General features: G+C 73.3%; 12 protein-coding genes. 7 read left to right on the top strand and 5 right to left on the bottom strand.

Translation table 11 applies throughout. The annotated features are described in order from the left end of the window. Nucleotides 1-270 precede the first annotated feature (270 nt). The 5 genes from F9278_RS06555 (at nt 271) to F9278_RS06530 (ending at nt 5,656) form a co-directional block, all read left to right on the top strand. The gene (locus tag F9278_RS06555; RefSeq protein ID WP_152167422.1) at nt 271-663 is read left to right on the top strand and encodes an ankyrin repeat domain-containing protein; all 393 of its coding nucleotides are present in this window, start codon (nt 271-273) and stop codon (nt 661-663) included. Nucleotides 664-965: 302 nt separating this feature from the next. Next, nucleotides 966-2,384 carry a HEAT repeat domain-containing protein gene (locus F9278_RS06545; RefSeq protein ID WP_152167421.1) on the top strand — a complete coding sequence of 473 codons (1,419 nt, stop codon included), beginning with the start codon at nt 966-968 and terminating at the stop codon, nt 2,382-2,384. Between the two features lie 139 nt (nt 2,385-2,523). Further along, complete coding sequence (locus F9278_RS06540; protein ID WP_152167420.1) at nt 2,524-3,654, top strand: glycosyltransferase family 4 protein; 1,131 nt, start codon at nt 2,524-2,526, stop codon at nt 3,652-3,654. Beyond that, a complete protein-coding gene (locus F9278_RS06535; protein ID WP_152167419.1) occupies nt 3,651-4,811 on the top strand; it encodes a glycosyltransferase in 1,161 nt (386 codons plus the stop codon). Before F9278_RS06540 ends, F9278_RS06535 begins: the two co-directional genes overlap by 4 nt. After that, nucleotides 4,808-5,656, top strand: a complete 849-nt coding sequence (locus F9278_RS06530; protein WP_152167418.1) for an SGNH/GDSL hydrolase family protein — start codon at nt 4,808-4,810, stop codon at nt 5,654-5,656. The genes F9278_RS06535 and F9278_RS06530 overlap by 4 nt, the downstream gene beginning before the upstream one ends. A 25-nt stretch (nt 5,657-5,681) precedes the next feature. Here the strand turns inward: F9278_RS06530 and F9278_RS06525 are convergent, their stop codons facing one another. The 5 genes from F9278_RS06525 to F9278_RS06505 form a co-directional block, all read right to left on the bottom strand. Continuing rightward, nucleotides 5,682-6,554 carry a 5-oxoprolinase subunit C family protein gene (locus F9278_RS06525; protein WP_152167417.1) on the bottom strand — a complete coding sequence of 291 codons (873 nt, stop codon included), beginning with the start codon at nt 6,552-6,554 and terminating at the stop codon, nt 5,682-5,684. Further along, a complete protein-coding gene (locus F9278_RS06520) occupies nt 6,551-7,162 on the bottom strand; it encodes a 5-oxoprolinase subunit B family protein (protein WP_152167416.1) in 612 nt (203 codons plus the stop codon). Before F9278_RS06520 ends, F9278_RS06525 begins: the two co-directional genes overlap by 4 nt. Next, entirely contained in the window at nt 7,159-7,938 is a 780-nt protein-coding gene (locus F9278_RS06515; protein ID WP_404818862.1) for a LamB/YcsF family protein, read from the bottom strand. The genes F9278_RS06520 and F9278_RS06515 overlap by 4 nt, the downstream gene beginning before the upstream one ends. Before the next feature lie 71 nt (nt 7,939-8,009). Beyond that, a complete protein-coding gene (locus tag F9278_RS06510) occupies nt 8,010-8,876 on the bottom strand; it encodes a putative hydro-lyase (RefSeq protein ID WP_152167414.1) in 867 nt (288 codons plus the stop codon). Further along, nucleotides 8,873-10,192 carry an MFS transporter gene (locus tag F9278_RS06505; RefSeq protein ID WP_152167413.1) on the bottom strand — a complete coding sequence of 440 codons (1,320 nt, stop codon included), beginning with the start codon at nt 10,190-10,192 and terminating at the stop codon, nt 8,873-8,875. The genes F9278_RS06510 and F9278_RS06505 overlap by 4 nt, the downstream gene beginning before the upstream one ends. 159 nt (nt 10,193-10,351) lie before the next feature. Between F9278_RS06505 and F9278_RS06500 the strand changes: the two genes are divergently transcribed. Together F9278_RS06500 and F9278_RS06495 are read left to right on the top strand one after the other, a co-directional pair. Then, nucleotides 10,352-11,047 carry a GntR family transcriptional regulator gene (locus F9278_RS06500; protein WP_152167412.1) on the top strand — a complete coding sequence of 232 codons (696 nt, stop codon included), beginning with the start codon at nt 10,352-10,354 and terminating at the stop codon, nt 11,045-11,047. Between the two features lie 86 nt (nt 11,048-11,133). Next, nucleotides 11,134-12,657, top strand: a complete 1,524-nt coding sequence (locus F9278_RS06495; RefSeq protein WP_152167411.1) for a hypothetical protein — start codon at nt 11,134-11,136, stop codon at nt 12,655-12,657. Nucleotides 12,658-12,660 lie beyond the last annotated feature (3 nt).

Raw genomic sequence — 12,660 nt, 5'->3', positions numbered from 1 at the left:
GGATCTCCTGGTTGATGGGGGACAGTCACCATGAGTTCTTCCAGGGTCACAGCATGTATCCATACGATAAAAGGTGCGAATGGGTGAAATTCCGAGGATTTCGCCCGAGCGGCCGAATCGGCGCTGGTCCGTCCGGGCTGGGCTGTTGCGTGTGACGGGACTCGGTGTGATCTTTGCCTCGGCTCTGTCCGCTGATGTGCGCGTCGAGCCAGTAGTCTGGCGATTCACCCGTTCGGCTCGAAGTGCGTTCTGTGAGAGGTGGTCCCGGCGATGAGCGAAGCCCCCGACCCCGAGGTCGTGGAGCTGGCGACCAAGATCTTCGATCTGGCCCGCAGGGGCGAGACCGAGGCGCTCGTGGCGTACGTGGACGCGGGGGTTCCGGCCAACCTCACCAATGACCGCGGCGACTCGCTCGTAATGCTCGCCGCGTACCACGGCCACGCCGAAGCGGTACGGGCGCTCCTGGCCCGTGGCGGGGAGGCGGACCGCGTCAACGACCGAGGCCAGACTCCCCTCGCCGGAGCGGTTTTCAAGGGCGAGGAGAGCGTGATCCGGGTCCTGCTGGAAGGTGGGGCCGACCCGGTCGCGGGCACTCCGAACGCGGTCGACACCGCACGGATGTTCGGTAAGACAGAACTGCTCGAACTGTTCGCAGCACACTGATCCATATGTTCTGACCAGGTAAAACACGAAAGACGGGGGAGGCGGTACGGGGCCGCCGGATATTTCGGTCGCGGCAGGAAGAACCGCCGGGTCATCATGACGTCGTGATTCACGGACATGATGGCTGGGCAGGTGTTGCCGCACCGCGTGGGCCGTGACGCGGTCCGCATGGGCCACCGACGAGAGGCAGAGGAAGATGGTCTACAGCAAGCAAGAGACGGCGGGCGCCCCGACGTGTTGTCACGCGGCCTGGTGAAGCAAGATCCCCGGTTGCGTCGACGCTTGATGTGAGGCTGTTTCCCATGTTCGAACCGGTCATAGCGCCCAGCGGTACGCTGCTCGGCCTGCTGCAGCGGGGCCGCGGCGACGGCACCCTGCACGCGCTCACCGCCCCGCGGGCCGAGGCGCTCGCGGCGCTCAACCACTGTGTGCTGAGCGACCCCCGCCACGACTGGCAGGTGGAGAACCGCTCCCTGTACTACGCCCGTCTCTACCTCGACCTGAGCGGCGAGCTCGACGAGATCGAGCGGCACCTCTTCGACGCCGAGGACGTGCTCGACACCTGCGAGTCACGCACCGGACTCGCCCTCGCGGTCCTCGGGCACCTCGCCTCCTACGGCAGGCGGGACGCGCTCGAACTGCTGCGCGCCTACGCCGCCGTGGGCACCAGCTGGGCCTGGGCCCTGGACGAACTGGCCCTCAGGGACGACGACGAAGGGCTGCGCGCCCTCGCCGAACCCGTGCTGGCCCGTTTCACCACCGATCCGGAGGGCGAGGCCGAACTGGCCGCCGCCGTCCGCGACGCCTTCGAGCCCCGGCCCTGGCGGCTGTGGGCCGACGATCCCCGCGAGTCCGTCGCCACCCGCGTGCGGGCCGCCCAGGAGACCGGCTGCTTCGACCGCTGGCAGCGGCAGATGCGACCGAGCGGGCCCCGGCCGGGGTGGAGCGTCAAGGCCGTGTTCGAGTGGGCCCAGCAGGGCATCGAACGCGGGGCGGTCCTCCATGTGCCGGCCGCCCGGTGTCTCACGGCCGTCGCCGGACCCGAGGACCGGCCCGAGATCCTCGCCGCCGCCCGGTCCGGTGACGACGGAGCCCGCTGCACCGCCCTGCGCTACCTCGCCGACGGCAACGATCCCGACGCCCTCGCACTGATCGAGGGCGCCGTGACCGACGGCACGACGATGGTCGTGGAGGCCGCCGTCGACGCCTTCGAACGGATGCGCAGTATGGCCGCCGTCGACCGGGCCCGCGGCTGGGTCCACCGGCCCGACCCGCTGGGCGCCGCCGCCGGACGCATGCTCGCCTGTCTCGGCGGCGCCAAGGACAGCGATCTGGTGCTGGGCGCGCTGCGCGAGGCCGTACGGGGCGAGGGGCCCGACGCGCCGACCCTGTGGACGCTCGTCGACGGCACCGGCCGACTCGGCATCGTCTGCGCCGCACCCGTGCTGCGCCATATCTACCGCGAGACCGCCTCATCCCATCTCCGTGGCCGGGCCGCCCGCGCGCTCGCCGCCACCGACCCCTCGTTCCCGGCCGGCTTCGCCGTCGAGTGCCTCTGGGACTGCGAGGAGACCACCCGCGAGATCGCCGCGAGGCACGCCGAGACGGGTGACGCGCGCGTGGTCGACCAACTCCGCCGACTGGCCGCCGACCCGGCCGAGGAGGCCGAGGTCCAGACAGCCGTACGCAGCCGAATCGGTCCTGACATGCCCGCAGTGTGAACATCGGGTGACTCGGAAGTCAGGAGGGCATGGACGTGGTCTGACCTGGACATGTGTGCAGCGCAACGCTCATGGGACGTTTCCCGACCGGAAAGATCCACGTTGACGCGGCCACGTCCAGCCCGACGACAACACGGGTATGCGTGTCGTCATAGTGACCGAGTCCTTTCCCCCCGATGTGAACGGCGTGGCCCACTGCGCCCTGCAGACCGCGCGCCACCTCGTCGCGCGGGGGCACGCCCCGCTCGTCGTGGCCCCGGCCACCGCCCAGGGAACCGGAGCCGGAGCCGATCTCCAGGCGCCGTGCCCCGTCGTCCGCGTCCCCTCCCTTCCGCTCCCGGGCTATCCCCAGGTCCGGGTCGCCCTGCCCAGCCGCCGGGTCGCCGCGGCGATCGTCGAGCACCGCGCCGACATCGTCCACCTGGCCAGCCCCTTCGTCCTCGGGGTGCGCGGCATGGCCGCCGCCGCCCGCCTCGGTGTCCCCGCCGTCGCCATCTACCAGACCGACCTCGCCGGATACGCCCGCACCTACGTCCACGCCGGTGAGGCGGCGGCCTGGCGGCGCATCCGCTCCGTGCACGCCGCCGCCGACCGCACCCTCGCCCCGTCCAGCGCGGCCCTGCGCGACCTGGAGGCGCACGGCGTGCCCCGGGTCAGCCTGTGGCCGCGCGGCGTCGACACCGTCCGGTTCCGCCCCGAACTGCGCGACGAGGCACTGCGCCGCGCACTGGCGCCGAACGCCGAGGTGATCGTCGGCTACGTCGGCCGCCTCGCCCCCGAGAAACAGATCGAACTGCTGGCCGGCGCGTGCGGCCTGGACGGCGTACGGGTCGTCGTCGTGGGCGACGGGCCCAGCGAGCCCGGTCTGCGCGAGGCCCTGCCCGGGGCCGTCTTCCTCGGCCGCCGCACCGGCGACGAACTCGCCCGGATCTTCGCCTCCTTCGACGTCTTCGCCCACACCGGCCCCTTCGAGACCTTCTGCCAGACCGTGCAGGAGGCCATGGCCAGCGGGGTTCCCGTCGTGGCGCCCGCCGCCGGAGGCCCGCTGGACCTCGTCGCCCACGGGCGCACGGGGCTCCTGGTCCCGCCGCGCGACGCGGACGCCGTACGCGACGCCGTACGGTCCCTGGCCGCCGATCCGGCGCGCCGGGCCGTGTACGGGGCCACCGGACGGGACATGGTCGAGGGGCGCACCTGGGCGGCCGTCGGCGATCAGCTCATCGGGCACTACGCCGATGTGCTGACGGCGCGGACGGTGGTGGCCGCATGAGCGGGGCCGCTTCCCCGAAGCTGCGGATCGTCCGGCTCGCCAACTTCGTGGCCCCGTCCTCGGGCGGGCTGCGGACCGCGCTGCGGGAGCTGGGCAAGGGGTTCGAGGCGGCCGGGCACGAGGCCGTGCTCGTCGTGCCCGGCGAGCGGTACACCGACAGCGCGACCGAGCAGGGGCGGGTCATCACCCTGCCCGGACCGCTGCTGCCGGGGACCGGTGGCTACCGCGTCCTGGTGGACAAGCGGCGGGCCGCCGCCCTGCTGGAGTCGCTGGGGCCCGACCGGCTGGAGGTCTCCGACCGGACCACGCTGCGCTGGACCGGGGCGTGGGCCCGGCGGGCCAGGGTGCGCGCGGTGATGGTCTCGCACGAGACCGCCGACGGTGTGCTGCGGACCTGGGGCCTCTCCGAGTCGATGGCCCGGCGGGCCTCCGACGCCCTCAACGTCCGTACGGCCCACACCTACTCGAAGGTGGTCTGCACGACCGAGTTCGCCGAACGGGAGTTCGTACGGATCGGCGCCAGGAACGTCGTCCGGGCACCGCTCGGCGTCGACCTCGTGGGACGGCACCCCGCGCTGCGCGACAAGGCGCTGCGTGAGCGGTACGCGCGCGAGGACGAAGTCCTGCTGGTGATGTGCTCCCGGCTGTCGGTGGAGAAGCGGCCCGGGACGGCCGTCGACGCCCTGGAGGCACTGGTGCGGCGCGGGCGGCGGGCCGTCCTGGTCGTCGCCGGCGACGGACCGCTGCGCGGCAGGCTCGAACAGCGTGCCAAGGGACTGCCGGTCACCTTCCTCGGCCATGTCGGCGACCGAGACATGCTGGGCGCCCTCCAGGCCTCCGCCGATGTGGCGCTGGCCCCCGGGCCCGCCGAAACGTTCGGCCTCGCCGCCCTGGAGGCCATGGCCTGCGGCACGCCCGTGGTCGCCAGCTCCTCGTCCGCGCTTCCGGAGGTCATCGGGTCGGCCGGGGCCACGGCCGCGGACAACGGGGCGGCGTTCGCGGGCGCCGTCGAACTGCTGCTGGACCGGCCCGGGGACGACCGCCGGGAGGCGGCACGCGCGCGTGCCGAGTGCTTCGGCTGGCAGACGGCGGTGGACGCGTTCCTCGCCGCGCACGACGCGACCGTCGGGCGCCCGGTGCGGGAGGGCGTCGGATGAGAGCCCTGCGGTTCGTGGCCCTCGGCGACTCCCTCACCGAGGGCGTGGGCGACCCCGTCGACGGCGGCCGGCGGGGCTGGGCCGCGCTGCTCGCCGACGGGCTCGGACCGGACGTCGAGTTCACCAACCTGGCCGTCAGCGGCGCGCAGACGCGTGACGTGCTCGACCGGCAGCTGTCCGCCGCGCTCGCGCTCCGCCCGGACATCGCCTCCGTCGTCATCGGTGTCAACGACACCCTGCGCTGCACCTTCGACATCCACGCCGTCGCCGCCCGCCTCGACACGATCTACGGGGCCTTCCGGGAGCGCGGTGTGGTCCTGCTCACCGCGTGCCTGCCCGACCCCGGGGCGATGCTCGGCCTGCCCGGTGCGCTCGCCCGGCCCCTCGCCCGCCGGCAGCGGGCCGTCAACACCGTCGTGCACGCCCTGTCCGAGCGCCACGGGGCGGTCCATCTGCACGCCTCGGAGGGCGCCTGGCTGACGGACCGCGCCATGTGGAGCGCGGACCGGCTGCACCCCGGCGAACGGGGGCACCGGCAACTCGCCGTCCGCTTCCACGCCCTGCTCACCGAGGCGGGTATCGCCCATGGCCGCGCGCCGTCCGCCGAGCCCGAGTTCGCGGCGCCCACCCGCCGCGCCAGCGTCTGGTGGCTGGCCACCGCCGGGACCGGCTGGGTCGCCCGGCGCTGCACCGACCTGCTGCCGCAGCTCCTCACCCTCGCCGCCGCCGAGGTGCGCCACAAGGCCCGCGGCACCAGCGCCCGGCTCGACCTGTCCGCCTCCCACGCGGTGGCGGCGGCCCTGGCGGCACTGTCCGTCCCCGAGCAGCGGCCGGAGGTGGCGTGAGGCGGCGGCGGGTCGACGGCGCCGGTCAGCGGCGGTGCCGTACGGCGACGAACCGCAGCGGTGTGCCCGGCGCGGCCTGGGCGGCGCCGGGCAGATCCGCCGGGTGGACCACCGCGATCACCGGATAGCCGCCGGTGGTGGGATGGTCGGCGAGGAAGACGACCGGGCGGCCGTCCGGCGGCACCTGGACGGCGCCCAGCACCATGCCCTCGCTGGGGAGTTCGCCCGCCCGGGAGCGCTCCAGGGCGGGCCCCTCCGTACGCAGCCCGATGCGGTTGCTCGCCGAGGAGACGGCGTAGGGGTACCGGGTGAGGGTGCGCAGCGCCGCGTCCGTGAACCAGTCGTCGCGCGGGCCCAGAGTGACCCGCAGCACCAGCTCCGAGGGCGGCGCCGGGTGCGGGACGACGTCCACGCGCGCGGGGGGCCCCGCCGGGCGGCCGAGCGGGAGCACCGTGCCGTTGGCCAGCGGCGGCGGGCCGAGGCCGGACAGCAGATCGGTGGAGCGGCTGCCGAGCACCGGTTCCACGGTCACCCCGCCGGAGAAGGCCACATAGCCGCGTACGCCGGAGCGGGCCGCGCCGATGTCGAGGAGCGCCCCGCCGGGCACCCGTACCGGTGCTCCCCAGGCGGCCGGGCGGCCGTCCACGGTGACCGGGCAGGGGGCGCCCGCGACCGCCACGGTGACCGTCGAGCGGGGCCGGACGGAGCAGCCGCTGAGGGTGGTCTCCAGGACGGCGGCCTCCGGCGGATTGCCCACCAAACGATTGGTCAAATCCGCCGCCCGCGCGTCCAGCGCCCCCGAGCGCGGTACGCCCAGGTGGGCGTGGCCGGGGCGGCCCCGGTCCTGGACGGTGGTCAGGGCTCCGGCGCGCACCACCACGAGGGCACGGTCGGTCACGGGGTCTCCAGGGGCTTGAAGCGGACCCGGGTGCCCGGCGCCAGCAGAGCGGCCGGCACGCGCGCGTGGTCCCACAGCACCGCGTCCGTCGTACCGATCAGCTGCCAGCCGCCCGGGGAGGAGCGCGGATACACACCCGTGTACGGACCGGCCAGGGCGACCGAACCCGCCGGGACGGCCGTGCGCGGGGTCGCCCGGCGCGGGACCTCGCGGGGCAGCCCGGTGAGATAGCCGAACCCGGGGGCGAATCCGCAGAAGGCCACGCGGTACTCGGCCGCCGCGTGGATCCGGGCCACCTCGGCCTCGTCGACACCCCAGTGGGCGGCGACGTCCGGCAGATCGGGGCCGTCGTACCGTACGGCGATCTCGACGACGTCCTCCGCGCGCGGGGGGACGGGCGGGATGTCCCAGTGGGCGAGGCGCTCGGCGAGGCGGGACGGGGCGTCCAGGCCGTCCAGCAGGACCGTACGGGCGGCGGGGACGATCTCGGCCGCCGTGAGCTCGCCCGTGGCGCGGCGGCGCAGCAGTTCGGCGTGCAGGGCCTCGGCCTCCTCGCCCGTGCCCACCTCGATCAGCAGGGCGCGGTCGCCGACCGGCAGCGCCCTCATGAGAACGCCTCCACGCGCGTGCCCGCCGCCGTCAGCTCCGCCCGCACCCGCCGGGCCAGTTCCACCGCGCCCGGGGTGTCGCCGTGCAGACACAGGGAGCGGGCCCGGACGGGGATGCGGGTGCCGGAGTGGGACGTGACCGTGCCTTCGGCGGCGAGGCTCACCGACCGTGCCACCACCGCGTCGGCGTCCGTGATCACGGCGCCCTCCCGGCCGCGCGGCACCAGGGTGCCCTCGTCCGTGTACGCGCGGTCCGCGAACGCCTCGGTGACGGCGGGCAGCCCGGCCGCCTGCGCCACCTCCAGGAAACGCGAACCGGGCAGACCGAGGACGGGCAGCGTGGCGTCGGCGAGGAGCACCCCGTCGACCACCGCCGCCGCCTGCTCCCCGTCGTGCACGACCCGGTTGTAGAGCGCGCCGTGCGGCTTCACGTACGACACGCGCGTGCCCGCCGCGCGCGCGAAGACCTCCAGGGCGCCGATCTGGTAGGCCACCTCGGCCGCCAGTTCGGCGGGCGGCACGTCCATCGCGCGCCGCCCGAAGCCCGCCAGATCGCGGTACGAGACCTGGGCCCCGATCCGTACACCGCGCTCGGCCGCCAGCTCGCAGACGCGCCGCATCGTGACCGGGTCCCCGGCGTGGAAGCCGCAGGCCACATTGGCGCTGGTGACGACCGACAGCAGCCGCTCGTCGTCGGTCAGCGTCCAGCGGCCGAAGCCCTCGCCGAGGTCGGCGTTCAGATCGATGGAGCCGTGGAGGGAGCTCATGAATCCCATTCTCCTGCTTGTCCGTCCGGTCCCGCGGTCCGTCCGGTCCCGCGGTCCGTCCGGTCCCGCGGGACCGCCTGTCAGAGCACGCGGTACTGCTCGTCGCGGGCGTCGGTCAGGAACATCTGTCCCGGTGCGTGGGTGATCGCGAACGGCGGGCGCGAGGCCATCACCGCGGCCTGGGGTGTCACCCCGCAGGCCCAGAACACCGGGATGTCGTCCGGCTCGGCGTCCACCGGGTCGCCGAAGTCCGGGCGGGACAGGTCCGCGATGCCGAGGCCCGCCGCCTCACCGCAGTGCACCGGGCCGCCGTGCACGGCCGGGAGCAGGCTGCTCTCCCGGATCGCGGCGGCCAGATGCTCGGGCGGCACCGGACGCATCGACACCACCATCGGGCCGCGCACCCGCCCGGCGGGCCGGCACGCGCGCGCGGTGACGTACATGGAGACGTTGCGGCCCTGCTCGATGTGGCGCATCGGGACGCCCGCCCCGGTCAGCGCCGACTCGAAGGTGAAGCTGCACCCGATCAGGAACGACACCAGGTCCTCCCGCCAGACGTCCGTCACGTCCGTCGGCTCTGCCGTCAACTCGCCGTCCTCCCACACCCGGTAGCGCGGGAGGTCGGTGCGCAGGTCCGCGCCCTCCGCGAGCGGGGTCGTCCACGCGCCCGCGTCCGTGACGTCGAGCACGGGACACGGCTTGGGGTTGCGCTGGCAGAACAGCAGCATGTCGTAGGCCCAGTCGGCGGGCACCGAGATCAGGTTCGCCTGGGTGTGCCCGGCGGCGACCCCGGCGGTGGGTCCCGCGACGCCCGAACGGAACCGGGCGCGGGCCTGGGCGGGGGTCCACGCGTGCGCGTGCGGGTCGACGAGGGTCACGGGGCGGTCCGACGGGTGGCCCTGCGGGGCAGGGGCCGAGGGACGGTCCGGGGCGGTCACGTGGTTCACACGAGTTCCTTTCCGCGTGTCTCCGGGAGGCCGAGCAGGGCCACCGCCGCCAGGCCGTAGCCGAGCGCGCCGAAGACCAGCGCGCCGCCCACACCCCAGCTGTCGGCCAGGAAGCCCACCGTGGTGGGGAAGATCGCGCCCACCGCGCGCCCGGTGTTGTACGTGAAGCCCTGCCCGGTGCCCCGGACGGCCGACGGGTACAGCTCGCTCAGGAACGAGCCGAAGCCGCTGAAGATCGCCGACATGCAGAACCCGAGCGGGAAGCCGAGGACGAGGAGCAGGGTGCCGGCGCCGCTCGGGATGTTCGCGTACGCCAGGACGCACAGCGCCGAGAGCACCGCGAAGAGCCAGATGTTCCGCCTGCGGCCCAGCCGGTCGGTGAGACAGCCGCCGGTGAGATAGCCGGCGAAGGCGCCGGAGATCAGGAACGTGAGGTAGCCGCCGGTGCCGACGACCGACAGACCGCGTTCCGTCTTCAGATAGGTGGGCACCCAGGTCGCCAGCGTGTAGTAGCCGCCCTGGACACCGGTGGAGAGCAGCACCGCGAAGACCGTGGTGCGCAGCAGACCGGGCGTGGTGGCCGTGCCCCGCCGGAAGATCGCGGCGAACGAGCCCTTGTCGGCGCTCCTCTCGCGCGCGGCGGCGGCCTGCGGGGCGTCCTCGACCGAGCGGCGCACCCAGATCACCAGCAGGGCGGGCAGCGCGCCGGTCCAGAACATCACGCGCCAGGCGAGGTCGTCGTCGAGGAAGGAGAAGACCACCGTGTAGACGATCACGGCCAGTCCCCAGCCCACCGCCCAGGAGCTCTGGATCGCGCCGAGCGTACGCCCCCGGTGCTTGGCGCTCGCGTACTCGGCGACCAGGATCGCGCCGACCGCCCACTCACCGCCGAAGCCCAGCCCCTGGAGGGCGCGGAAGACCAGCAGGGTCTCGTAGTTGGGCGCGAAGCCGCAGGCCACGGTGAACACCGCGTAGGTGATCACGGTGATCATCAGCGCCTTCACCCGGCCTATCCGGTCCGCGAGCACGCCCGCGGCGGCGCCGCCGATCGCCGAGACGACCAGGGTGACCGTGGTGAACAGCCCGGTCTGGCCGTTGTCCAGGCCGAAGTAGGCCGTGAGCGCGACCATGCTCAGCGGCAGCGTGAAGTAGTCGTACGAGTCGAGGGCGTAGCCGCCGAACGCGCCGCCGAAGGCGCGCCGGCCACGCGGGCCGAGGGCGCGCAGCCAGCCGAACGGGCCGTCGTCGGGGGAGGGTTCGTCCGGGCCGGGCTTCGTGAGGGAGGCCAGGGCCTGGGAGGGAGGGTTCGTGCTCATGGGCACCTCGCGGTGAGGGGGAGGGTGCGTGAGGACCGAGCCGTGCCGTGGCGCCGGGATGCCGTGGGGAGGGCGCCTGTCCAGCAAGGTAGAGGATCGTTGAACGATCCTTCAATACCCATGTTGTTTCGTTCTTGTGTCTGCGATTGAATTCCGGGCATGGCCGCCGAACTGACCGGACTTGCCGACGACCGCGCGCTCCTCGGGCGCACCAGCACCGCCGAACGGGTTTCGGACATCCTCCGCGGCCGGATCGCCGAGGGCTTCTTCCCGCCCGGGACACGACTGTCCGAGGACAGCATCGGCGGCGCCCTGAGCATCTCCCGCAACACCCTCCGCGAGGCGTTCCGCCTGCTCACCCATGAACGGCTCCTCGTCCACGAACTCAATCGCGGTGTCTTCGTACGGGTGCTGACCGTCGAGGACGTCGAGGACATCTATCGCACCCGCCGCCTCGTCGAATGCGCCGTCGTCCGCGGGCTCGGGGCCCCGCCGTACGGTCTCGACGGGCTCGCCGGAGCCGTCGCGGAAGGGCAGCGGGAGGCCGGCGAGGGCGACTGGAAAGGCGTCTCCACCGCCAACATCCACTTCCACCGCGAACTGGTCGCCCTCGCCGGCAGCGCCCGCACCGACGAGCTGATGCGCAGCGTCTTCGCCGAACTCCGGCTCGCCTTCCACGTAGTGGACAATCCACGCAAGTTGTACGAGCCGTATCTGGCGCGAAACCACCTCATCCTGGAGACCCTGCGACGAGGGGAGCGGGACGAGGCCGAGCGCATGCTGGCGGGGTATCTGGACGACTCGCTGGAGAACCTGGTGGAGGTGTACGGGCGCCGCGTCTCCGACGTCACCTGAGGCACGGGGCCGGCGGCGTGCCGGGACCGGCCCGCCCGGCGGAACGATTTGGGTCGTTGTCAGACCCAGCACCTAGTCTGTGCACCGTGACTTCACCCGCATCGACGGACAGTGTTCCGCCCCAGTTCAGCGCGGGGCCGCGCCCCGCACAGGGCCCGGCCGCCGACGAGGGACTGGCGCGGCGGCTGCGCGCGCTCGCCTGCACCGCGCCGCTGCACGACCTGGACGCGCGCAAGGCGAACCTCGCCGGTGAGTACTCGGTGTACGGCATGGCCGAGGTCGCCCTCGCCGCCATCGACCTGGTCACCCTGAACATGGACTTCGACACGGGCGCCGACCACGACCAGATCGTCGCCCGGCTCATCCCGCGCATCGCCGCCCAGGCCCCGCGGCGGCCCGTCGAGGAGCACGAGCGGGTGGCCCGCTGGGTCCTGGAGAACCTGATCAACGTCGGCAGCGTCGACCGCGGCTTCCGGGCCGTCTACGGGACCTTCGCCCCCGACGGCACCTATGTCCGCCGCGACTACGACTTCAAGCTGATCGAGGAGGTCCCCGGCTACGGGGGCGGTGTCTACCTCCGCACGACCGACGAGGCCGTCAACGTCCTCGTGGGCGCCCTCGACACCGATGTCACCAGCGCCCAGATCGCCGCCGAGGTCAAGCTGGAGGTCCTCATCAGCCGGGGTCGGCTCGCCGACGCCCAACTCGCCGCGGAACAGGCGCGCTACCGGACCGTGCAGTACTCGGAGACGCTCAGGAAGGCCCTGGACGCGACCCGGCGCAACGTCCGCGCGGTCGACTGGCTCCAGACCGTGCCCGACATGATCGCCGAGGCACTCGACCACGTCGCCGACCGCTACCGCCACGAGAACGCGATCCTCACCAACATCCGCAAGGCGCGCGACGAGTCCGAGGAGCCCGAGCAGAAGCGGCGCGCCGCCGAGCTGGTCGACATCGTCAAGGACTGCATCCGCCGGCACACCCAGTTGCAGTCGAGACTGCTGGAGGCCGGGCCCCTGTTCCGCGCCGAACAGGACCGGCAGGCCTTCGCCACGCCGATGACGACCTCGGGGATCGACCTGTACGGGCACCTGGTCGCGCCCCTGCTGCCGCTCCCCGTGGAGCAGGCCCGGCGGGTGACCGACGCGTTCTTCGCGCGCGGGACGGGGCTGCGTACGCCCGGGTCCGTGCGAGTCGGGGACCTGGTGGAGCTGCTGTTCACACCGCCGGTGGAGCGGGAGCATCTCGGGGCCGAGATGCCGGAGCCGGATCTGATCGCCACACCGGACGACAGCCGGTTCAGCGAGGAGCAGTTGGCGGCGGCGAAGGTGCTGCTGGATCTGCCTGCGGACGCGCCTCGGCGGTTGTCGGGGTTGCTGGCGGAAGCGCGGCTTCAGGATGCGGAACTGCCTTATCTGGTGGCCCTGTTGGCTGTGCACGCGGCCAGTCCGCCGGTCGGTACGGCGTATCGGCAGGGGGAGGAGAAGCTGTTGTTCGCCGTGGACGACGGGGTGGAGCTGGACGATCCCGAGTTCGGTGGGGCCGATCTGATCGTGGGGATGGCTCTGTTGGACTCTGCGGGGATGGCTGCGGAGAGGGAGGCAGCGTGAGGG

Source organism: Streptomyces phaeolivaceus (assembly GCF_009184865.1).
In the GTDB taxonomy this organism is placed as follows: Bacteria; Actinomycetota; Actinomycetes; order Streptomycetales; family Streptomycetaceae; genus Streptomyces; species Streptomyces phaeolivaceus.
Note: the sequence above shows the minus strand (reverse complement) of the source record. Positions and strands in the feature narration are given on the sequence as shown.

Excerpts from the sequence above, each read along its gene's own strand:
- F9278_RS06555 (WP_152167422.1), top strand. The coding sequence starts at position 271 with ATGAGCGAAGCCCCCGACCCCGAGGTCGTGGAGCTGGCGACCAAGATC.
- F9278_RS06545 (WP_152167421.1), top strand. The coding sequence starts at position 966 with ATGTTCGAACCGGTCATAGCGCCCAGCGGTACGCTGCTCGGCCTGCTG.
- F9278_RS06540 (WP_152167420.1), top strand. The coding sequence starts at position 2,524 with ATGCGTGTCGTCATAGTGACCGAGTCCTTTCCCCCCGATGTGAACGGC.
- F9278_RS06535 (WP_152167419.1), top strand. The coding sequence starts at position 3,651 with ATGAGCGGGGCCGCTTCCCCGAAGCTGCGGATCGTCCGGCTCGCCAAC.
- F9278_RS06530 (WP_152167418.1), top strand. The coding sequence starts at position 4,808 with ATGAGAGCCCTGCGGTTCGTGGCCCTCGGCGACTCCCTCACCGAGGGC.
- F9278_RS06520 (WP_152167416.1), bottom strand. The coding sequence starts at position 7,162 with ATGAGGGCGCTGCCGGTCGGCGACCGCGCCCTGCTGATCGAGGTGGGC.
- F9278_RS06515 (WP_404818862.1), bottom strand. The coding sequence starts at position 7,938 with ATGGGATTCATGAGCTCCCTCCACGGCTCCATCGATCTGAACGCCGAC.
- F9278_RS06505 (WP_152167413.1), bottom strand. The coding sequence starts at position 10,192 with ATGAGCACGAACCCTCCCTCCCAGGCCCTGGCCTCCCTCACGAAGCCC.
- F9278_RS06500 (WP_152167412.1), top strand. The coding sequence starts at position 10,352 with ATGGCCGCCGAACTGACCGGACTTGCCGACGACCGCGCGCTCCTCGGG.